The sequence below is a fragment of the Phenylobacterium montanum genome (genome assembly GCF_018135625.1).
GTDB classification, from domain to species: domain Bacteria; phylum Pseudomonadota; class Alphaproteobacteria; order Caulobacterales; family Caulobacteraceae; genus Poindextera; species Poindextera montana.
On record NZ_CP073078.1, the window covers coordinates 2,064,014 to 2,085,019 of the forward strand.

Here is a 21,006-nt window from a genome sequence, read left to right on the forward strand (position 1 = left end):
GACGGCGCCCGTCAGTCGAGCTTCCATTCCTCATTCAGGTAGCCGGCCTCTCGCGACCATTCCCTCATGGCCTGAGATATCTCGTCCGCCGATGAAAAGCGCCGACTGGCGGGCCAGAGCGCGTCCCCTGGAGACTCCCCCCAGACGAGGTGGACAATAGCGAACCCGCCGCCAGACATCGCGACGACGATGTCATCGTTTGCGTCATTTCTGCCGACGACACGGATCCCCTTTTCCCAAAGCGCATGTAGCGGCGTGACTTCGAACTCCAGACGCCGCTGCAAGCTCGTCGCTTCCGTACCGGCCGACAGCTCCCTCCACGGCTGAATGAATTCGATTTCCATCTCTGCAACCTACTCCGCCGAGTGGCCCTCATGAAGGCGTCGCAAATCAATCACCGCTAGGGCCGCCCGCCTCCGGCGTCAGCCGGTTGCTGTCCAGCTCAATCCCGCCGCACCGCCAGCCAGGTCGCCAGGTCCCAGGCGTTGCGGATCGCCACCATCAGCGCAGCCAGGAGCCCAAGCGACAGGCCAAAGGCGGCGTGGGCATAGCCCAACAGGCAGGCCACGCTGGCCGCGGCCAGGGCGGCGAAGGTCGCCGCGGGGCCGAAGCCGTACCACCAGAAGTCCGACCAGTGACTGGTGTTCTCCAGCCGCGCCATCTTCACGGCGACCGCGGCGGTGTAGATGAAGCCCCAGGCCGACCAGGCGGTCATGACCAGCCCCGGCGCCGTGCCCTCCTCCCGCGGAACCAGGGCCAGGGCGCTGACGGCCAGGACCGAAGCCAGGTGAAACACGGTGGGGCTGGTGAACAGGCGCGCGCCGTTGTTGGTGGCCGCCGTCTGACGGCCCGCGGTCAGCGTGACGACGATGAACAACAGCCCGGTCAGGGTCGCGGCCGCCTCCGCCGTCACCTGATAGAAGCCCTGCCAGCCGTCGAACGCCATCATTGCGCGCGCTGGGTCTCGGCGATGAAGCCGCCGCCAAGGACGCGGGATGGCTCGGCCGGGTCGTAGAGCACGCAGGCCTGGCCCCGGGCGACGCCCTCTTCCGGATTGTCGAACACCACCGCCGGCTCGCCGGCCTCGACCGCCAGGCGGCCGAGCACCGGCTCGCGCGTCGAGCGAACGCGGGCGAGCACCGGCTGGCCTTCCGTCGCCGCGGCCGCCAGGCTAGGCTGGTCGCCAAGCCAATTGGTATCCTTCATGGAGAGGGCGCGGGTCAGTAGGGCCTCGCGCGGGCCGACGATCACCTGGCGCGCGTCGGCGTCGATCTTCACCACGAACAGGGGATCGCCCACGGCGACGTTCAGACCGCGGCGCTGGCCCACGGTATAGCGGGTCACGCCCTCGTGCCGACCGAGCACGCGGCCGTCCAGGTGCACGATCTCGCCCGGCTCGGCCCCGTGCGGGCGCAGGCGGTCGATGACGGTGGTGTATTTGCCCTCCGGCACGAAGCAGATGTCCTGGCTGTCCGGCTTGTCGGCGACCGAAAGGCCGAGCTCGGCCGCCACCCGCCGCACCGCCGGCTTTTCCAGCCCGCCGAGCGGGAAACGCACGAAATCGAGCTGCTCGGCCGTGGTGGCGAACAGGAAATAGGACTGGTCGCGGGCCGGATCGACCGCCCGATGCAGCTGCGCCCGGCCAGTGGCGGCTTCGCGGCGCACATAGTGGCCGGTGGCCATGGCCTCGGCGCCCAGGTCGCGGGCGGTCTGCAGAAGGTCGTGGAACTTGACCGTCTGGTTGCAGCGCACGCAGGGGATCGGGGTCTCGCCGCGCAGATAGGCGTCGGCGAACTCCTCGATCACCGCCTCGCGGAAACGGCTCTCATAGTCGAGCACATAGTGCGGCATGCCGATGGTCTCGGCCGCCATGCGGGCGTCGTAGATGTCTTGGCCGGCGCAGCAGGCGCCCTTCTTCTGGATCGCGGCTCCGTGGTCGTAGAGCTGCAGGGTGACGCCGACAGTGTCGTAGCCGGCGCGCTTCAAAAGAGCAGCGGTGACGGTGGAATCGACCCCACCCGACATGGCCACCACCACGCGCGCGCCCTGTGGCAGGCCGACCGCGCGGGCGGCCGCCTCCACGGCGTCGGGTTCGGCAAGGTCTAGCGGCATCGAAACGGCGTCCTGGCGATCGGGAGCCGCCTATTTAGCGATTGGACCCGCCGATTGCGATAGGCGGCCGCTAGTGCACCGGTAGGAGCGTGACCAGCGAGTCCGACTGCAGCGAGGCGATCACCTTGGCCGAGGCCTGCAGGGCCAGCTGGGCCTGCTGCAGGTTGGTCGAGGCCTTGGCCATGTCGGCGTCGGTGATGTTGCCGATCAGGCTCTGCATGGTGGTGCTCTGGTCGGTCAGGTCGGTCTGGGTGTTGGTCACTTCGGTCTGCAACAGCCCGTTCTGAGCCTGAACCGTGGTCACGCCCTGGGCCGCGGACTGGAAGGTGGACAGGGTGCTTTGCAGGAAGCTGGTCTGGGCGGTGGTCAGGGGCGAGGTGAACGGCCCATTGGTCTGGACGTAGCTCTCGATCGACTGGAAGGCGTTGTAGGCCGCCGTGCCGACATTGCTAGCCAGGAAACCGGTCTGGATGGTGCTGTTCTGAGAGATCTGGTTTGAGGCCACGTACTGGTCGTTGTTGAACAGGCTGCCGACCGAGGGCGCGCTGGTCAGGCTGGCGAGCGAGGTGGCGCTGGTGGCGGGGCTGTTCACCTGGCCGCCGGAGAAGATGTACTGGCCGTTGAAGGTCGTGTTCAGCCCTGCGACCACGCCCTGGAAGGCCGTCTCCAGCGACTGCATGATGTTGGAGCCGGAGCCGGTGGCGAGCGCGCTGGAGATGGCGCTGCTGGCGTCGTTCATCGAGTTGGATATCTGGGTGAAGGCCGTGTCCTGGCTGGTCAGCTTGGCCGAGATGGCGTTGCCCTGGTCGAGAAAGCTCTGGGTCTGGGCCTGGACCGTCTGCATGGCGGTCAGGGTCTGGGCCTGGGAGCCGAAGCCCTGCAGGTCGGTGGCGACCTTGCCGCTGGCGACCTGGTTCGCCGCCGAGACCTGGTTCGACTGGGCGGTCATCAGGTTGCCGACGAGTGAGCTGTAGAGCGTGGCCGTGGAGACGCGATCCATAGTCTAGAGTCCTATCACTGGATGTTCATCAGAGCCGTAAACATGTCCGAGGTCGCGGTGATGAGCCGCGCGGACGCGCTGTAGGCCTGCTGATAGGTGGTCAGGTTCACCAGTTCCTGGTCGAGATTGACGCCCTCGATCGACTGCTGGCGCGACTGGGCCTCGGTCTGCACGGCCTGGGCGTTGGTCTGGGCGGTGCTGGCGGCGGAGGCCTGGTTACCGAGGGCGCCGGCGAGCTGGGCGGCGTACTGGCTGACGGTGGTGGTGGCCGCGCCCATGCCGCCGGCGGCGCCGAAGCTCAGCTGGATGCTGCCCGCGTTGGCCAGGGCCAAGGCGCCGCTGGTGTCGCCGGCGCTGAGCGCGGCGGTTCCGGCCGCGGCGCTGAGGTTCAGGTGGGCGAAAGAGATGTTGGTCGGGTTGGCGGCGATGTCGGAGCGCACCGAGAAGCTGGCCGTGCGCTGGGCCCGCTGGGCGGCGCCCAGGCCGAAGATCTGGCTGAGCGAGGAGCCGCTGGCGCCCCATTGGGTGTTGTCGCTGACCACCGACACCGATGCGGCGCCGGGGGTGTTGGAGGTGAAGCTGAGCTGGCCGTTGGCGTCCAGGCTGAATTGGCCGTAGAGCCCGACCCCGCCGGTGGTCTGATTCATGGTGTCGAGCACGTTCTGAATCGTGCCGCCGGCCGGAATGGTCACCGGCACGTCCATGATCTGGCCGCCGCTGCCGTTACTCAGGCGCAGGGTGATCACCCCGCCGGCGTTGAAGCCGTTGGCGTCGGCCGGCTGCAGGCCGGTGTTGTAGTTGGTCGGGATCGAGGAATTGATCAGGTTGTTCAGCCCGAAATACTGGCTGAAGCCCTCGCCGCCCTTGTTCGACGGGGTGGTCGGGTCGTCGGCGATGGCGATGCCGTTGCTGGAGGAAGCGGCGCTGATCGTCAGGCCGTTGTTGACCACATTGACCGTCGCCGCGCCGCCGAGCGCGCTGTTGAGCTGGGCGGCGAAGTTGGACGGCGTGAAGGCGGTCGCCACCCCGCCCACGGTGATGGTGCCGGCGGTGAAGTCGATGCTGGCCTGGGTCTGGATCACGCCCGAGGAATTGACCACGGCGATGTTGGTCGTGCCGGTGAAACCGCTGAGCGCGGTCTGGATGTCGGTGCCGACATTGGAGCCGGTCAGGGTATTGGGCGCGGGCACCGAGGTCGAGGCGTTGTGCGCCGCGTTGAGGGCGTTGACCGTCTGGGTGACGAACTCGCTGACCTGGTCCTGCACCGCCGGCAGGGTGCTGTTGCGCAGGGTCAGGAGGCCCTGGATCTCGCCGCTCTGCACCTGCAGGGAGACCGGCGCGACGCCGGTTCCGGGCTGGGTGATTGAGACCTGGGTCGCGCCGCTGGTCGCCGGCGTATAGGAGAGCGTGGCGGCCCCCGCCTGGCTGACCAGGATCTGGCCGCTGGAAGTCGAAAGCCCCACGCCGCCGGTGGAGGTGCGGGCGATCTTGACGTCCATCAGCGAGGACAGCTGGTTCAGAAGGTTGTTCTGGGCGTTCTGCGCGTCGGTGGGATCGGCGCCCTCCGATGTGGACTGGACGATCGAATTGTTCAGCTGGCTGATCTGGCCCAGCAGCTGGTTCACCTGGGTGACGTCCGAGCCGATCTGGTTGTCGGCCTGCGACGACAGCTGATTCAGCGAGCTGGCCACCGACTGCGCCTGGTTGAGGAAGCTGGTCACCTGGTTGACGGCTGCGGTGGACGAGACGGTGCTGGGCGTGTTGGCGGCGGCGGAGAAGGCGCTGAACACCGAGTTGAGCTGGTTGAAGAAACCGGTGCTGGCCCCGGGATCGCCCAGGAAGGACTGCGCCTGGCTGAGGAAGGTCGACGTGATCGACGCATCGCCCAGGTCGGCCGAAGCCCGGTTGCTGGCGTTGTCCAGATAGATGTTGGTCGCCAGCGAGATGCCGGCGCTGTTGACGCCGTCGCCCACCCCCGCCACCGACACCGGCTCGGGATTGATGACCTTGCGGACATAGCCGGGCGTGTTGACGTTGGTGATGTTGTCCGAGACGGTGTTGATGCCCGTCTGGGCGACATAGAGGCCTTGGGTCGCGATCTGGGTGATCGAGTTCAGGGTCGACATAGTCTCAGCGCCTCCACCCGGCAATCATGGGCGCGCAAGCGGGCAAGATTTGCCCAGCAAAGCGGCCTTCAGACGCGGCGGCAAAATATAACGCATTGAATTTCAAGGCATTCCCTTCCAGGCGCCCGGCGGTTCGCAAAAATGGTCGCAAGAGCCGGGCCAAGCCTCGAGGCGGTGATCGGCGCGGGTGATCAGAACCCGCCCTACCCGGATGGTCTTGCCTAGGATCGCTCGGCAGTTTTCGCCGGGCCGGCGGCTCGGGACGGGCGCCCAGCCAAAATAATTTTCTATATTTTTCAGATGGATAGATACGAATTTACCATTTGGCCTGGGGATTGCTTTGAAGGGTCCGAACCTTGCCGCGCAGTAGGCGCCCCACCCAAGAAGGTCCGCGTCCGCTTCATGTCCGCCACCGCCGTCCTGGCCCAGCTCAGCGCCTCGCCCACCGCCGCCAACAGCGGCGCGTCGGGCCTGTTCGCCGATCTTACGGGCGCGCCGGGCGCAGGCGGCGCAGCCAGCGCTTTCGATCAGGCCCTGGCCAGCCTCCTGGGCGCGAGCGACGCCACCGTGGCCGCCCCGGTTTCGACGGCGCAGCCCCAAAGCGCTTTCGCCGGGAATGCTCTCACAGGGAGCGCTCTTGCCGGAAACACGCTCGCTGGGAGCGCGCTCGCTGGGAACACGCTTGCTGGGAACACGCTTGCTGGCGCAGTCCAGGGCGCGAGCCAGGGCGATGCCGGCCAGGACGAGACCAGCGCCCAGGTCGGCTCTACCCCGCTACAGAGCCTCGCCAACACCATTTCATTGACGGCGCTGACCCAGGCCGCTTCTGCGCCGGCCAGCGCAACGGCCCAGGCGCCCCAAGCCGCCGCCAGCACCCCGACGCCGGCGCCCGTCACCGTGGCCGCGACCCTGCTGGCCGCCGCGCCGGCCGCCCAGCCCGCCAGGACGGACGCTGCAACCGGCCAGACCACGACCAGCGGCAAGCCAGTCAAGGCCGCCAAGGCCCCGGACGCTGATCCGTCCGCAGCTCAGGCTGCTATGCCCACTACCGCGCCGCTCGCGACCACGCCGGCGCCGAGCATTGTTCCAATCGCCACCACGCCGACGGCGGCGACGGCCGCGACGGTCGTGACCACCGACACTCAGTCAGCGCCCGCGATCTCGGCCACGGCCGCCGCTTCCGCCGCAGCACTGACTGCACCCGTCAACCTGGCGGCCGCCCCCCTCGCGCCCCTGGCTGCCGAAACGAACGACGAAGCCGGCAGCGAACCCGTCGCCACGGCGTCGATCGCGACCATCGCCACAGCAGCGGCGCCGGCCGGCCCGACCCAAGCCGCGCCGACCCAGACCGCTCCGACCCAGACCGCTCCGACCCAAACTGCTCAGACCCAAACTGCTCCGGCGACGACCATCGCGCCGGTCAATGTGGCTCAGGCCACGGCCACGCCGAACGCCGGCGATCAGAACTCGGCTTCACCGTCGGCCGCCCAGGCCAACTCGGCCGTCCAGGCCAACTCGTCCGCCGCCCCGGCCAGCCAGACCGCGACTGCATCCAACCCGGCCCAGCCGGCCTCGGCGCAGGCGTCCGCATCCGTCGCCCAGGCCGTCGTCGCGGCTGTCGCCTCCGCCGCGCCGCAGCCGGCCGACGCCGCGGCGCCCGCCGTCACGCAATCCGCCATCGCTCCGACCGACGCCGTTTCTCCGTCGCTGGCACAGGCGACCGCCTCCGCCGCATCGTCGGCCCCGGCCGCCGTCGCCAGCCAACCCCTGCCAGCCGACCTCGGCGCCCTGGTCTCGCTGACGGCCCAGACCGTCTCCCCTGCGCCGGCCCGGCCGCAGCAAGCGACGGCTTCGACGACAGCGCGCACGAGCGCCACCCCCACGAACAGCGGGGCGCGCGCTTCGGCCCAGCCCGCCGCCACGTCCGCCAGCCCGCTGAGCACGGTGCTGCAGGCCCAGGCCAGCGCCAGCGATTCACAAGCCGCCCAGCCCGCGGCCCCGGCCGCCGAGGCCGCACCCCAGGCCACGACCCAAACCGCCGCCACGCCTGCCCAAGCGCAGGCGCCAACCGCGCAGACGGCGGCGAACACACAGGCCAACACCGCCAGCCCGGCGGCCCAAACCGCCCAGCCGCAGCCGGAAGTCGCCACCGCCACGAGCCGGCCCGCGGCCACCGTCCAGGCCGCAGAGCCTCGCGCCGCTTCGGCCCAGCCGGCCGAAGCCAAGGCCCCCCCGGCGCCCGCCGCCGCCGCCGATCCGCAGGCCCCGACCGCGGTGCCCCAGGCCCTGGCCAGCGCCACGCCCACGACCCAAGCCCCGGCCAATAGCGCCGCCGGCCAGGGCGCGGCCATCGTCAGCCAGATCGCCGACCAGGTCGTGCGCAAGGTCGACGGCAAGTCGACCAGCTTCGACATCGCCCTGAACCCGGCCGGGCTCGGCCAGGTCAATGTCAAGGTGGCGATCGACGCCAACGGCCAGATCAGCGCCCAGCTCTCCTTCGCCAACCCCCACGCCGCCGCCGAGGCCCAGAGCCGCGCCGGCGACCTGCAGAACGCCCTGCAGCAGGCCGGCTTCAACCTGGCCCAGGGGGGCCTCAGCTTCGGCTCGGACGGAACCGGCGCCGGCTTCGCCGGCCAGAACAGCCAGTTCCAGGGCGGGGGCTCGAACGCCCCGGCCGCTCAAGCCGCCAACGACACCACAGAAGCCCAGACGGCCGCCGCGACCCAGAGCCTGATCCAGGGCTCGGGCGCCGCGACCTCGGGCGTCGACATCAAGATCTAGGACCGGACACTCGATGACCACCGCGATCAACAACAGCGCCGCCGCGACGACCCAGGGGGCGGCCAACAACGCCGACATCAATTCCGGCCTGAACTCGCTGGCGAGCAACTACCAGACCTTCCTGACCCTGCTGACCACCCAACTGAAGAACCAGGACCCCCTGTCGCCGCTGGACACCAACCAGTTCACCCAGCAGCTGACCCAGATGACCGGGGTCGAGCAGCAGCTCCTGTCCAACCAGCTCTTGCAACAGCTGGTCACCGCCAACCAGTCCAGCGGCCTCAGCGACGCGGTCGGCCTGATCGGCAAGACCGCCACCGCCTCTTCCGGCTCGGGAACCCTGACCAGCGGCCAGGTCAGCTGGCCCTACACCCTCTCCTCCCCCGCGGCGTCGGGCACGGTCAGCGTGCTCAACAGCGGCGGCACGGTGGTGTGGACCGGCCCGCTGAGCGCGCTCAACGCCGGCGCCAACACCTTCACGTGGAACGGCAAGGACACCAACGGGACCCAGGAGGCGAACGGCTCGACCTTCACCATCAAGATCACCGCCACTGACACCTCGGGCCAGCCGGTCAAGGTCACCGGCGGCCTCTCCGGCCAGGTCACCGCGGCCCAGCAGGTCAATGGCGTCACCATGGTCACCATCAACGGCGTGCAAGTGCCGCTCAGCACCGTCACGGGGGTCAGCAACACGACCACCGGAAGCTAGTCAGTTCGAACCCAGCCCCATCAACCAATGCCTGGGGCGGCGCCGCAAAGCCGGCCTTCCCCCGCCCCAGCAGAACCACCAAGCAAGGAACCCACATCATGAGCCTCACCAGCGCCATGTTGGCCGGCGTCACCGGCCTCTCCGTCAACTCCTCGGACCTGTCGGCCATCTCCGACAACATCGCCAACGTCAACACCGTCGGCTACAAGCGCAACGGCGTGAACTTCGAGGACCTGGTCACCCAGTCCGACAACACCGGCACCTACACCGCCGGTGGGGTCTCCTCGGTGAACCAGCAATATGTCAGCGCCCAGGGCGCGATCCAGCAGACCGCCTCGCCGACCGACCTGGCCATCACCGGCCAGGGCATGTTCGTCACCACCCAGACGCCCACCACCATCGGCGCCACCACTGCGGTGCTGTTCACCCGCGCAGGGTCGTTCACGCCGGACTCCGAGGGCTATCTGCGCAACTCAGCCGGTCTCTACCTGCAGGCCTATCCGGCCAACGCCCAGGGTGTGATCCAGAGCCAGAGCTCGAGCCTCAGCTCGCTGCAGCCGATCAACGTCGACTCGATCGGCGGGGCGGTGTCGGCCTCGACCAAGGCCGGGGTCAACGCCAACATGAACGCGGCCCAGGCCGTCTCGACCCAGGCCCAGGACGCCGCCCTGGTCACCGCCGGCACTGCTACGGCGGCCCAGACCGCGGCCGCCTACAACGCGGCCAGCAACAGCATGACCGCCTATGATGCGACCACAGGGACCGGCGTGCAGCCGGACTTCAGCATCCAGGTGCCGATCTCGGACTCCGAGGGCGGTCAGCACAACATCCAGATCGACCTTCTGAAGAGCTCGACCGCCAACACTTGGTACGCCGAGATCCAGTCGGTGCCGACCAGCGATATCCCGGCCGTGGGCGCCAATCCGCAAGGCCAGATCGCTGCTGGCACAGTCACCTTCAACTCCGACGGCAGCCTCGCCAGCGTCAACCTGACCGACAGCTCGGGCAATCCGGTCTCGGGCGGCCTGACTCCGACCCTCAATATCCCCTGGGCCGCCTCTCTGGGCGTCACTTCGCCCCAGCCGCTCAGCATCAGCCTCAGCCCTGGCGTGGCCACCAGCGGCCTGACCCAGTATTCCGGCTCCTCGGCCGTGCAGTCGATCAGCACCGACGGCACCCCGTTCGGCCAGCTGAGCTCGGTGGCCATCAACTCCACCGGCGACATCACCGCCACCTTCTCCAACGGCACCAACCGCGTGATCGGCCAGGTGGCGCTGGCGACCTTCCCTAACGTGGACGGCCTGACCTCGGTCAGCGGCGACGCCTACGTCTCCTCGACCACCAGCGGCGCCTACAGCCTGAAGACCCCAGGCACTGGCGGGGCCGGCACGATCTCGTCCTCGGCGCTGGAGTCTTCCACAGTCGACCTGTCGGCCGAGTTCGCAAACATGATCATTACTCAGCGAGCCTACTCGGCCTCGTCAAAGATCATCACCACAGCGGATCAGATGACTCAGGATTTGCTGCAGATCATCAGGTAATAGCTCTTCTTAACACTCGTGAATAGTGAATTAACGAGGTGAGAACCATTAAATGAAACCTGGCGCCATGGACCTTAGTCGAATTTTTACTATCGCGATTAAGCGGCCGTTATGCCCGCTTCGCTATGGTCCTGGCCTACGGTGATGGTGAGAAGGGCGTAAAGCCATGTTGCAACAGCAACGCCTAAACGGCAGAGGCGAGAAGTACGTGATCGGTCCGACGGGCGCCCCGTTGACCCTCGCGGACCTCCCGCCGCAAGACACCCAACGCTGGGTCATTCGGCGCAAGGCCGAGGTCGTGGCGGCGGTTCACGGCGGCCTGCTCACGCTGGATGAGGCGTGCGAGCGGTATTCGCTGACCAACGAGGAATTCCTCGGCTGGCAGAAATCGATCGAACGCCACGGCCTGGCCGGTCTGCGCACCACGCGGATCCAGCAGTACCGTTAAGCTTCGTATCGCGATGGCTACCTGCGGCCGCGCCCTCGTGGGGGGTGCGGCCGTTTGTACACCTGGCCGGCCCCGCGGGTTAAAGGCCCGTTTACCATGCACTGGGTAAATCCTGCCTAGCCAGCGGCGCCTTGCGTCCGAGGCGATCGGAAGGACGACTGCGTGGATCAGCTGCTGGGGTTCCTGCAAAGGTTCGGAATTGGCCGCCTGGCGGCCATTGTCGGCGTCGCCGCGGGCGTCGCCGCGGCCTTGTTCGCGCTGGTGTTCAACGCCGGCAGCGAGCCCAAGGCCCTGCTCTATTCCAACCTGGACCTCAAGGAAGCCTCCTCGATCACCCAGGCCCTCGACCAGTCGGGAATCAAATACGAGGCCAAGGGCGACGGCTCGACTATCATGGTCCCCCGCGACAAAGTGGCCTCCACCCGCCTGATGCTGTCGGGCAAGGGCCTGCCGACCTCGGGCTCGGTCGGTTATGAGATCTTCGACAACGCCTCGGCCCTCGGCCAGACCGACTTCGTGCAGAACCTGAACCGCCAGCGCGCCCTGGAAGGCGAGCTGGCCCGCACCATCCGCTCGCTGGACGGCGTCACGTTCGCCCGCGTGCAGCTGGTCCTGCCCAAGCACCAGCTGTTCGAGGAAGAGGCCGGCGAACCCAGCGCCTCGGTGGTGATCGGCGTGGCTGGCCGCCAGCCGGCCACTGACCAGGTGCGGGCGCTGCAGAACCTGGTGGCCGGCGCGGTGCCGAACCTGAAGCCCGAGCGCGTCACCATCGTTGACCAGAACTCCAAGCTTCTGGGCGGCGGCGAAGGCGCCTCTGCGGCCGACGCCCTGGCCGACGACCAGCGCACCGCGACCGAAGAAAAGATCAAGAAACGCATCCGCGAGCTGGTCGAGGGCGTGGTCGGCCCCGGCAAGGCGCGCGTCCAGGTCACCGCCGATCTGGACCTGAACCAGGTCACCACCCAGGAAGAAAAGTTCGATCCGGACGGCCAGGTGGTGCGCTCGACCCAGACCACCGAAGAGTCCAGCAAGCAGAATCAGGCCGACGGCAACGGCCAGGCCACCGCCACGGCCAATGTCCCCGGCACCCCGGGCGCCAATCCGGGCTCGACGACCAGCGGCTCCTCCAGCGGCCAGAACCAGGAAACCACCAACTACGAGATCTCCAAGACCACCAAGACCACCGTCGAGCAGCCGGGCACGGTCAAGAAGCTGTCGATCGCGGTGGCCGTGGATGGGGTCACCGCCCCGGGGGTCAAGGGCAAGCCGGGGGCCTACACCCCCCGCACGGCCCAGGAGATGGAGCGCATCGACCAGCTGGTGAAGTCGGCCGTGGGCTTCGACGCCAGCCGCGGCGACAATGTCAGCGTGATCAACGTGCAGTTCCAGCACGACGACGCGGCCGCCGGCGCCGGCGGGGCGGTCTCGGCCAACAAGCTGACCGACTTCGACAAGAACGACCTGATGCGCGCCGGCGAGCTGGTGATCGGCGCCGCGGTGGCTCTGGCGATCATCTTCTTTGTCGCCCGGCCGCTGCTGTCCGCCACCGGCGGCGGCGGTGCGCCCATGGGCGGCCGCCTCGCCTTCGCCGGCGCGGGCACGGGCCACGTCCCGGTGAGCCAGATCTCTGTCGACCCCAACACCGGCGAGGCCCTGGCCCTGCCCCCGCCCAGCGACATCGACCAGCGGATCGACATCGCCAAGATCGAGGGCCAGGTGCGCGCCTCCTCGGTCAAGAGCGTGGCCGACTTCGTCGACAAGCATCCCGAGGAATCGGTTTCGATCCTGCGTAACTGGCTGCACGACGCATGAGCCCTCCCCGCGGCAAGGCCATAAACGACGCCTCCAAGCTGTCCGGCCCGGAAAAGGCGGCGGTGGTGCTGCTCGCCCTCGGCGAAGAGCATTCCGTGATCTGGGAAGCCCTGGACGACGAGGAGATCAAGGAAGTCTCCCAGGCCATGGCCAGCCTGGGCACGGTCAGCGCCAAGGTGGTCGAGGACCTGCTGGTCGAGTTCGTCTCGGGCATGAGCTCGACCGGCGCCATCATGGGCAGCTTCGAGCAGACCCAGCGCCTGCTCAATTCGTTCCTGCCGCCCGAGAAGGTCGACTCCCTGATGGAGGAGATCCGGGGCCCGGCCGGCCGCACCATGTGGGACAAGCTCGCCAACGTGAACGAGGCGGTGCTGGCCAACTACCTGAAGAACGAATACCCGCAGACCGTCGCGGTGGTTCTGTCCAAGATCAAGTCCGAGCACGCCGCCCGGGTCCTGGCCGCCCTGCCGGAAGACTTCGCCCTGGAATGCGTCACCCGCATGCTGCGCATGGAGCCGGTCCAGCGCGAGATCCTGGACAAGATCGAGCAGACGCTTCGGACCGAGTTCATGTCGAACCTGGCGCGCACCTCCAAGCGCGACAGCCACGAAATGATGGCGGACATCTTCAACAACTTCGACCGCCAGACCGAGGGCCGCTTCATCGCCGCCCTGGAGGAGCGCAATCGCGAGTCGGCCGAACGCATCCGCGCCCTGATGTTCGTGTTCGAGGACCTGAACAAGCTGGACCCCGGCGGGGTGCAGACCCTGCTCCGCGCGGTCGAGAAGGACCAGCTGGCCCTGGCGCTGAAGGGCGCCTCGGACTCCTTGCGCGAGATGTTCTTCTCCAACATGAGCGAGCGGGCCTCGAAGATCATGCGCGAGGACATGGAGAGCATGGGCCCGGTGCGCCTGCGCGACGTCGACGCCGCCCAGATGGCCATGGTCCAGGTCGCCAAGGACCTGGCCGCCAAGGGCGAGATCATGCTGGCCGGCTCCGGCGGCGACGACGAGCTGATCTATTGAGGCGCATGGCATGACATCGACGCCTCACCGCAAGTTCACCTTCGACACCGTGTTCAACGACGCGGGCGGCATCGCCTCGGCCCCGCCGCCGATGAAGCACGTCTTCCTGCCCGACGAGGTCGAGGCGATCCGTCGCGAGGCCTACGCCTCCGGCGAGCGCTCGGCCCTGGTCGTGGCCGAACAGGCCCAGGCCCAGGCCCTGCAGCAGATCGCCGCCGCCGCCCAGGCCGCCCTGCACGCCCTGGCCCATGTGGCGCACGAGCACCGCGTCGGCAGCGCCGAGTTGGCCCTGGCCACCGCCCGGGTGATCGCGGGCGCCGCCCTGGAGCAGTTCCCGGAAGCTCCGGCCGCGGCTGCGTTCGAGTCGTTGGCGCACGAGATCGAGGCCGCGCCGCGCCTTCTGGTTCGCGCCGCGCCGGAGCAGATGGAGCGCATCCAGACCGCCCTGGACCGCATCGCCGACAACATGGGCTTCCCTGGCCAGATCGTGGCCAAGGCCCAGCCCGGCATGGCCCCGGCCGCCTTCGTCCTCGACTGGGGCGACGGCAAGGCCAGTTTCGATCCCCTGGAGGCCGGCGAGCGTGTCGCCGCCGCCCTGCACAGCGCGCTGGCCGCCGAAGGCCTGCACGCCGAACCCCTTATTCCTCTGAGCGAGGCCTGAAATGTCGGATCCCAACAGCCCTGGCGGCGAACTGACCCTGCAGCAGTTCGACCCCAACGCCCCGCTGGCCACCGAAGCGGTGGTCGACGGCTACGACAAGAGCGCCTCGGACCTTGCGCCCGTATTCGACGTGCCGGTGAACATCTCGGCCGTCCTGGGCCGCGCCAGCCTGTCGGTCGCCCAGCTGCTGCAGCTGGCCCAGGGCAGCGTGCTGGAGCTGGACCGTAAGATTGGCGAGGCGATCGACATCTATGTGAACAACCGCCTGGTCGCGCGGGGGGAGGTGGTCGTCGTCGACGAGCGCCTGGGCGTGACCATGACGGAAATCATCAAGGACGGTGACGCCGCGGTCTGACCAGCGGCGATAAGGGAGATTATCCATGCGGCTTCTGGTCGTAGGACGACTGAACGGACAGCTCGCCACCGCCGTGAAGATGGCGATGTCGGCCGGCGCGAAGGTCTCGCACGTCGAGACCTGCGAGGCGGCGACGCACGCCCTGCGCGCCGGCCAGGGCGCCGACCTGATGATGGTCGACTACGAGCTGGACATCGCCGGCCTGATCGCCGCCAACGAGGCCGAGCGGATCCGGGTCCCGGTGGTCGCCTGCGGCGTCGCCGCCGACCCGCAGCGCGCCGCCGCCGCGATTCGGGCCGGGGCCAAGGAGTTCATCCCCCTGCCGCCCGACGCCGAGCTGATCGCCGCGGTGCTGTCGGCCGTTTCGGAAGACGACCGGCCGATGGTCACCCGTGACGCCTCCATGCAGGCGGTGGTGGCCCTGGCCGATCAGGTCGCCGGTTCCGACGCCTCGATCCTGATCACCGGGGAGAGCGGCGTTGGTAAGGAGGTGATGGCCCGACACCTGCACCAGAAGTCCCGCCGCGCCTCCAAGCCGTTCATCAGCGTCAACTGCGCCGCCATCCCCGACAACCTCCTGGAAAGCGAGCTGTTCGGCCACGAGAAGGGCGCCTTCACCGGCGCCGTCGCCCGGCGGATCGGCAAGTTCGAGGAGGCCGACGGCGGCACGCTGCTGCTGGACGAAATCTCCGAGATGGACGCGCGCCTGCAGGCCAAGCTGCTGCGTGCGCTGCAGGAGCGGGTGATCGACCGGGTCGGCGGAAACAAGCCGGTCAAGGTCGACATCCGCGTGCTGGCCACCTCCAACCGCGACCTGGCCCAGGCGGTCAAGGACGGGACCTTCCGCGAGGACCTGCTCTATCGCCTGAACGTGGTCAACCTGCGCCTGCCGCCCCTGCGCGAGCGGCCGGGCGACATCATCGCGCTCGCCGAACACTTCATCAAAAAGTACGCCGCCGCCAACGCCATGCCCGAGCGTCCGCTGTCGGCCGTGGCGCGCCAGCGCCTGATCGGCCATCGCTGGCCGGGCAACGTGCGCGAGCTGGAAAACGCCATGCACCGGGCCGTACTGCTGTCTTCGGGCCCGGAGATCGAGGAGTTCGCCATCCGCCTGCCGGACGGCCAGCCCCTGGCCCCGGCCGCGCCGGACGCCGAGACCGCCCGTTCGGCCTCGATCGCCGCCTCGGCGGCGGCGGCCCGCGGCTTCGTCGGCCAGACCGTCGCCGCGGTCGAGCAGCAGCTGATCATCGACACCCTGACTCACTGCTTCGGCAATCGGACCCACGCAGCGACGATCCTCGGCATCTCGATCCGCACCCTGCGCAACAAGCTGAAGGAATATTCCGAGGCCGGCGTGCAGGTCCCGGCCCCGCAAGGCCCGGGCGCCAATGCGGCCTGAGGCGGCGATGCTCAGCAGACGCGGCTTGTTGATCGCCTCCGCAGCCACGGCGGCGGCTGGGCTCGCCTCGCCTTTGCGCGCCGATCCTGCGGCCGACTTCGCCTCAATCGAGAAGGCCGCCGGCGGTCGCCTGGGCCTCTGCGCCATGACTGCAGACCGCAGCAAGGGTGTCGACTGGCGTTCAGGAGAGCGCTTCTTGATGTGCAGCACCTTCAAGGCCCTGGCGGTCTCGGCGGTGCTGGCGCGGGTCGATCGCGGCCAGGAGCATCTGGACCGCGTGATTCCCTATGGGCAGGCCGACCTGCAGGAATACGCGCCCGTAACCAAGGCCAATCTGACCAAGGGCGGGATGGCGCTGGGCGACCTCTGCGCCGCCGCGGTCGAACTCAGCGACAACACCGCCGCCAACCTGATCATCGCCGCCCTTGGTGGTCCCAGCGGCGTCACCGGCTATGTTCGCAGCCTGGGCGACAACACCACGCGTCTGGACCGCAACGAGCCGACCCTGAACCGCCCCGGCCCGCCGGGCGATGAGCACGACACCACCACCCCTCAATCCATGGTCGGCCTCTGGCGCCAGCTTGTGCTGGGAGACGCCCTCTCCTCAGCCTCACGCGACCGCCTGAACGGCTGGCTGGAGGCCTGCCAAACCGGCGCCGAGCGCATCAAGTCGGTGACTCCCAAGGGCTGGAAGATCGGCCACAAGACCGGCTGGGGCCAGAACACCCTGGGCGATGTCGCCGTGCTGACGCCCCCCAACGGCCCCCAGATCCTGATCGCCGCCTATTTCGAGCAGCCGGATGCGTTGTCGCACCCCCACGACGAAGCCATCGCCGAGGCCGCCCGAATCGCGCTGCGCTTCCTGACTTCAAACGCTTGAGGCCCCTCGCTTGACCGATCTCGGCCTGCCCCTGCCCGCCGGCAAAGCCCCCTCCGCCAAGGAGATGTGGGGCTGGGTGGCGCGTGGCGAGGTGGGCCTGGCCGTCGGCGTCGTCGGCATCATCGTGCTGCTGATCCTGCCGGTCCCGGCCTTCCTCCTGGACCTGCTGCTCGCCCTCTCCATCACCAGCGCCGTCCTCATCCTGATGACCTCGCTGATGATCAAGAAGCCGGTGGAGTTCACCGCATTCCCGACCGTGCTTCTGGTCACCACCCTGTTCCGCCTGGGCCTCGACATCGCCTCGACGCGGCTGATCCTCGGCCACGGCCACGAGGGCGACGAGGGCGCCGGCCACATCATCCGCGCGTTCGGCCAGCTGATGATGCAGGGCAACTACGTCATCGGGGTGATCGTCTTCGCCATCCTGGTGATCGTGAACTTCGTGGTCATCACCAAGGGCTCGGGGCGGATCGCCGAGGTGGCGGCCCGCTTCACCCTGGACGCCATGCCCGGCAAGCAGATGGCGATCGACGCCGACCTGTCCGCGGGCCTGATCGACCAGGACGGCGCCAAGGCCCGGCGCAAGGAGCTGGAGCTGGAATCGACCTTCTTCGGGTCGATGGACGGCGCCAGCAAGTTCGTGCGCGGCGACGCCATCGCCGGACTGATCATCGTCGCCATCAACATCGTCGGCGGCATCCTGATCGGGGTGGTGCAGCACAAGATCCCGATCGGCCAGGCCGCCTCGACCTACACCATCATGACCATCGGCGAGGGCCTCGTCAGCCAGATCCCCGCCCTGATCATCTCCATCGCCGCCGGCTTCCTGGTGTCCAAGGCCGGGGTCGAAGGCGCCGCCGACAAGGCGCTGATGAAGCAGCTGGGCATGAACCCGGTCTCGCTGGGCATGGTCTCGGCCGCCGCCGGGGTCATCGCCCTGGTGCCCGGCATGCCGATCCTGCCCTTCGCCGCCATCTCCATCGGCGCCGGCAGCCTGTCCTGGCGGGCGTCGCAGAAGGCCAAGGAGCCGCCCCAGGTCGAGGCCGCGGCCGCCGCCCCGGCTGAGCCGGCGGAGGAGCCGATCGCCACCGCCCTCGTGATCGACGACGTCAAGATCGAGCTGGGCTACAGCCTTTTGGCCCTGATCAACGACCTGGAAGGCCGCCGGCTTACCGACCAGATCAAGGCCCTGCGCCGCACCCTGGCCACCGAATACGGCTTCGTCATGCCGCCGGTGCGCATCCTGGACAACATGCGCCTACCGACCAACGGCTACGCCATCCGCATCAAGGAGATGGAGGCCGGAACCGGCGAGGTGCGCCTGCAGCACCTGATGGCCATGGACCCGCGCGGCGGCCAGGTGGATCTGCCCGGCGAGCACGTGCGCGAGCCCGCCTTCGGCCTCCCGGCCACCTGGATCGTCGACAGCCTGCGCGACGAGGCCACCTTCCGTGGCTACACCATCGTCGATCCGGCCACGGTGCTGACCACGCACCTGACCGAGATCCTGAAGGAGAACATGGCCGACCTGCTCTCCTACGCCGAGGTCCAGAAGCTGCTGAAGGACCTGCCGGGCGAGCAGAAGAAGCTGGTCGAGGACCTGATCCCTTCGGTCTGCACCGCCACCACCGTCCAGCGCGTGCTGCAGGCCCTGCTGAAAGAGCGGGTCTCGATCCGCGACCTCGGCGCCATCCTCGAAGGCCTGGCCGAGGCTGCGCCGCACACCACCTCGATCACCAACCTGGTGGAGGCCGTGCGCACCCGCCTCGCCCGGCAACTGTGCTGGGCCAATCGCGGCGAGGACGGCGCCCTGCCGATCGTCACCCTGTCGGGCGAATGGGAGATGGCCTTCGCCGAAGCCCTGATCGGCCCGGGCGAGGAAAAGCAGCTGGCCCTGGCGCCGTCGCGCCTGCAGGAGTTCATCCGCGCCGTGCGCGAGACGTTCGAACGCGCCGCTTTGGCGGGCGATGCGGCGGTGCTTTTGACCAGCCCGCAGGTGCGCCCCTATGTCCGCTCGATCATCGAGCGCTTCCGCGGCCAGACCGTGGTGATGAGCCAGAACGAGGTCCATCCCAAGGCCCGGCTCAAGACCGTCGGCATGGTCTGACGTTGCAGCCGCGCCCCGCCCCTGCTAGCTGGGGCTCTCCAAAGGTGAGGAATTGGACGGCATGAGCCCGGCGGGCGGTAAGCGCAGGACATCGGGCGGGCTGTTCTGGGACCTGCTCACCTTCGATCAGCTGATCTCCGGCTCGATCATTCACCTGATCTATTGGGCAGGATTGGGCGTGATCGCCCTGATGGGCTTCTTCGTCATCGGCGCCTCGGCGGGCCTGGCCCTGCACAACGACGGCCTGGCCGGCTGGCTCCTGGCCATCCCGGCCCTGATCGGCGGCATCCTCGCGGTCCTGGCTTTAGGGCTGCTCTGGCGAGCGAGCTGCGAATTCTACGTCGCGGTGCTGCGCATCAGCGACGACCTGCGCGCGCTCAGAGCCAATGACGACGCGGTGACCCAGGCGACGCTGCAGAAGAACCAGCCCCCGCGGTAAACCGGGTTTTCGCTACGGATGCTGCGCTGTCGCCGCGGCGCAGCGGCTCAGCACGTCGCGATGCAGGTCTTCCGTCAGGTTCGACAGTGCGTGGTTGAAGGCGCCCCGAATTTCCGCCTCACCGCCGATCCAGTTGATGCTGGTCATCGACCCCCTGTAGACCGATGTGTCCTCGGGCCCTCCATCGCGTTTCCAGCGCACCCGCAGAACCACATTGGCCGTCTTGGCCATGTTCTGCGAACCCAGGTAGGCCTTGACGAGATCCACATCGAGGACGAGGTCGGCGGTCGGGTCGGCGTCGCCGGCGATACTGAGGTGCGGGTCTGCAGCCAAGGCCCCGAGACCGGAGCGCACCCATGTCGCGGAATCGGTGACATGGACGGCACGGTTCAGCATCTCGCCCATCGTGCCCGGATCGCCACGGAGGTCCCGCACCTCACCAAAGCGAACCAGGCAGGCGGCGGGCGGCGGCGGGCTTTTAGTCGGAGCGGCCTTAGAGACCGGGCCGCTGTCCGGCGAAAACCCTGACGGATCAGACATCGCTGCGCCTGGGAGCATGGCGCTCGCCAGCACGAGCCCCAGTGCAACGGCGGCCCTTGGCATCCGCCGGCTCAGTGAACGGACTTGGCGGTATAGACCAGCGTGCCGTCGCCGTGGCGCACCAACTGGCCTGCCTCTTCATTGGCGATAATCTGGCCGTCGGAGCCATCATTCGCAGCCGGGCCGGTCTTGCCGGTCTCCTGGTCCTGCAGGTCGGCCTGGACGAGATCGGCGATCCTGACGGCCGCTTCCTTCAAAGCCTTGCGCATGGCTTCGCCTCCGTTCGCCGACCAGCCGGCGATATTGGCGTTACGGTCGCCGGAAGCGCCGGGAACCCGCGCCTGATACATGAACGCGTTGCGGTAGAGCGCATTCGCCGGATCGGACTTCAGGCCTGTTTCCGCCTTTCCTGCCTGGAGCGCCTTCAACGCGTCGCTGTTGGGGTAGAGCGCGGCATTGGTCACCACATAGAGCTGAGCCCCGTCGGTCGACAGATGGTAGTCGGTGACGACGATCAGGACGGCGCCGTCTTTGGAGCCAGTGATCGCCCCGTCGATGTTGGCCGGAAGGACATCTTTCATTATGCGCGCATCGTCGACATGCATCCAGCCGACCTGCGAGACCGATCGCTTCAGCTCGGCTCGGAAGGTGTCATCGAAATTGAAGTCGAGGATTGCATTGCGCAGCGGCTTGACCGCCTCTTCGGCATGACCCTGACGCACGCTGTCCACCGTCGCTGCGACCGAGACGGCGACGAGCACGCCGACCAGTCCGAAGCCTGCGCCGGCGTTCGCATTCGCCGGCGGGACATAGACGTAGATTTCGCTCTGCTTGATCGGCGCGACGATTTCGGTGGAGGGGATGGCGGCCTGGGCCTTCGCCCCGATCGGCACGTGCTGCGGCGTGACCGTGGCGCAGGCGCCGAGCGCAAGAACAGACGACAGCGCAGCAGCGCTGGCAAAACCGAAACGCATAATCCCCCTGGGTTGATCGTCCGCGCGAACGGCGTCCGCGCCCATAGACGTCGAATTGCAAGCTAGACAGTAAGCGGAGCCCCTACAACCCTAAAGG

The 21,006-nt window shown here is 68.2% G+C and carries 19 protein-coding genes; 12 read left to right on the forward strand and 7 right to left on the reverse strand.

Annotated elements, in window-relative coordinates:
* Nucleotides 1-11: 11 nt before the first annotated feature.
* From KCG34_RS09265 to flgK, 5 genes are all read right to left on the reverse strand, one after another.
* Nucleotides 12-344, reverse strand: a complete 333-nt coding sequence (locus KCG34_RS09265) for a hypothetical protein (RefSeq protein WP_211940078.1) — start codon at nucleotides 342-344, stop codon at nucleotides 12-14.
* Nucleotides 345-442: 98 nt separating this feature from the next.
* Nucleotides 443-949 (reverse strand): hypothetical protein, encoded by a 507-nt coding sequence (locus KCG34_RS09270; RefSeq protein ID WP_211940079.1) that lies wholly within the window; start codon nucleotides 947-949, stop codon nucleotides 443-445.
* Nucleotides 946-2,112, reverse strand: a complete 1,167-nt coding sequence (mnmA, locus tag KCG34_RS09275) for a tRNA 2-thiouridine(34) synthase MnmA (RefSeq protein ID WP_211940080.1) — start codon at nucleotides 2,110-2,112, stop codon at nucleotides 946-948. Before mnmA ends, KCG34_RS09270 begins: the two co-directional genes overlap by 4 nt.
* Nucleotides 2,113-2,182: 70 nt before the next feature.
* Nucleotides 2,183-3,112 (reverse strand): flagellin, encoded by a 930-nt coding sequence (locus KCG34_RS09280; RefSeq protein WP_211940081.1) that lies wholly within the window; start codon nucleotides 3,110-3,112, stop codon nucleotides 2,183-2,185.
* A 14-nt stretch (nucleotides 3,113-3,126) separates the two neighbouring features.
* Nucleotides 3,127-5,238, reverse strand: a complete 2,112-nt coding sequence (gene flgK, locus KCG34_RS09285) for a flagellar hook-associated protein FlgK (RefSeq protein ID WP_211940082.1) — start codon at nucleotides 5,236-5,238, stop codon at nucleotides 3,127-3,129.
* A 402-nt stretch (nucleotides 5,239-5,640) separates the two neighbouring features.
* Between flgK and KCG34_RS09290 the strand changes: the two genes are divergently transcribed.
* The 12 genes from KCG34_RS09290 to KCG34_RS09345 all read left to right on the forward strand — a co-directional run bounded on the left by KCG34_RS09290 (nucleotide 5,641) and on the right by KCG34_RS09345 (nucleotide 19,395).
* Entirely contained in the window at nucleotides 5,641-8,019 is a 2,379-nt protein-coding gene (locus KCG34_RS09290) for a flagellar hook-length control protein FliK (protein WP_211940083.1), read from the forward strand.
* Nucleotides 8,020-8,032: 13 nt separating this feature from the next.
* Complete coding sequence (locus KCG34_RS09295) at nucleotides 8,033-8,728, forward strand: flagellar hook assembly protein FlgD (RefSeq protein ID WP_211940084.1); 696 nt, start codon at nucleotides 8,033-8,035, stop codon at nucleotides 8,726-8,728.
* Between the two features lie 98 nt (nucleotides 8,729-8,826).
* The gene (locus KCG34_RS09300) at nucleotides 8,827-10,269 is read left to right on the forward strand and encodes a flagellar hook protein FlgE (RefSeq protein WP_211940085.1); all 1,443 of its coding nucleotides are present in this window, start codon (nucleotides 8,827-8,829) and stop codon (nucleotides 10,267-10,269) included.
* Nucleotides 10,270-10,435: 166 nt separating this feature from the next.
* Complete coding sequence (gene sciP, locus KCG34_RS09305; protein WP_211940086.1) at nucleotides 10,436-10,717, forward strand: CtrA inhibitor SciP; 282 nt, start codon at nucleotides 10,436-10,438, stop codon at nucleotides 10,715-10,717.
* Between the two features lie 162 nt (nucleotides 10,718-10,879).
* Complete coding sequence (fliF, locus tag KCG34_RS09310; protein WP_211940087.1) at nucleotides 10,880-12,529, forward strand: flagellar basal-body MS-ring/collar protein FliF; 1,650 nt, start codon at nucleotides 10,880-10,882, stop codon at nucleotides 12,527-12,529.
* Nucleotides 12,526-13,554: a flagellar motor switch protein FliG gene (fliG, locus tag KCG34_RS09315; RefSeq protein WP_211940088.1), complete on the forward strand. Its 1,029-nt coding sequence runs from the start codon at nucleotides 12,526-12,528 to the stop codon at nucleotides 13,552-13,554. The genes fliF and fliG overlap by 4 nt, the downstream gene beginning before the upstream one ends.
* Before the next feature lie 10 nt (nucleotides 13,555-13,564).
* Complete coding sequence (locus KCG34_RS09320) at nucleotides 13,565-14,215, forward strand: FliH/SctL family protein (RefSeq protein ID WP_211940089.1); 651 nt, start codon at nucleotides 13,565-13,567, stop codon at nucleotides 14,213-14,215.
* A gap of 1 nt (nucleotide 14,216) precedes the next feature.
* Complete coding sequence (gene fliN / locus KCG34_RS09325) at nucleotides 14,217-14,570, forward strand: flagellar motor switch protein FliN (protein WP_211940090.1); 354 nt, start codon at nucleotides 14,217-14,219, stop codon at nucleotides 14,568-14,570.
* Between the two features lie 25 nt (nucleotides 14,571-14,595).
* Entirely contained in the window at nucleotides 14,596-15,969 is a 1,374-nt protein-coding gene (gene flbD / locus KCG34_RS09330; protein ID WP_211940091.1) for a sigma-54-dependent transcriptional regulator FlbD, read from the forward strand.
* Nucleotides 15,970-15,976: 7 nt separating this feature from the next.
* The gene (bla, locus tag KCG34_RS09335) at nucleotides 15,977-16,849 is read left to right on the forward strand and encodes a class A beta-lactamase (RefSeq protein WP_211940092.1); all 873 of its coding nucleotides are present in this window, start codon (nucleotides 15,977-15,979) and stop codon (nucleotides 16,847-16,849) included.
* Nucleotides 16,850-16,913: 64 nt separating this feature from the next.
* The gene (gene flhA, locus KCG34_RS09340) at nucleotides 16,914-18,956 is read left to right on the forward strand and encodes a flagellar biosynthesis protein FlhA (protein ID WP_211940767.1); all 2,043 of its coding nucleotides are present in this window, start codon (nucleotides 16,914-16,916) and stop codon (nucleotides 18,954-18,956) included.
* Between the two features lie 61 nt (nucleotides 18,957-19,017).
* Nucleotides 19,018-19,395 carry a DUF4282 domain-containing protein gene (locus KCG34_RS09345; RefSeq protein WP_211940093.1) on the forward strand — a complete coding sequence of 126 codons (378 nt, stop codon included), beginning with the start codon at nucleotides 19,018-19,020 and terminating at the stop codon, nucleotides 19,393-19,395.
* 12 nt (nucleotides 19,396-19,407) lie between these two features.
* Here the strand turns inward: KCG34_RS09345 and KCG34_RS09350 are convergent, their stop codons facing one another.
* Together KCG34_RS09350 and KCG34_RS09355 are read right to left on the reverse strand one after the other, a co-directional pair.
* Entirely contained in the window at nucleotides 19,408-19,935 is a 528-nt protein-coding gene (locus tag KCG34_RS09350; protein WP_211940094.1) for a hypothetical protein, read from the reverse strand.
* 71 nt (nucleotides 19,936-20,006) lie between these two features.
* A complete protein-coding gene (locus KCG34_RS09355; RefSeq protein WP_211940095.1) occupies nucleotides 20,007-20,909 on the reverse strand; it encodes a hypothetical protein in 903 nt (300 codons plus the stop codon).
* Nucleotides 20,910-21,006 lie beyond the last annotated feature (97 nt).